General features: G+C 68.3%; 1 protein-coding gene. It reads right to left on the minus strand.

Annotated elements, in window-relative coordinates:
• A partial coding sequence (locus AC5RWU_RS24745; protein ID WP_493986801.1) for an alpha/beta fold hydrolase occupies positions 1–328 on the minus strand: 328 nt, incomplete at both ends.

Here is a 328-nt window from a genome sequence, read left to right on the forward strand (position 1 = left end):
GAGAGCACCTCGAAGTCCAGCGGCAGCGCATCGCGGTCCCGGTCCCGGGCGGTGACAACCTCGATCAGGCGGTCCGAGGCGGTGTCGTTCAGCGCGGACTGGTAGCGCAGGGAGACCAGTTCGTCGGTGACCAGGGACTTGTCGACGACGAACTGCTCCAGGGTGCGGCGGATGCCGGCCTCGGACAGTTCCGGCTTGGAGTGGCCGGACAGGGCTGCGGTCTTCTTGGCTCCGCCGGTGCCCATGGACACGATGCCCAGCAGGCGCTCCGGGAAGTCGATGGCGAACTGCATGGCGACCCAGCCGCCGATGGAGTTGCCCACGATCC

Source organism: Arthrobacter sp. B0427-1-12, assembly GCF_059092905.1.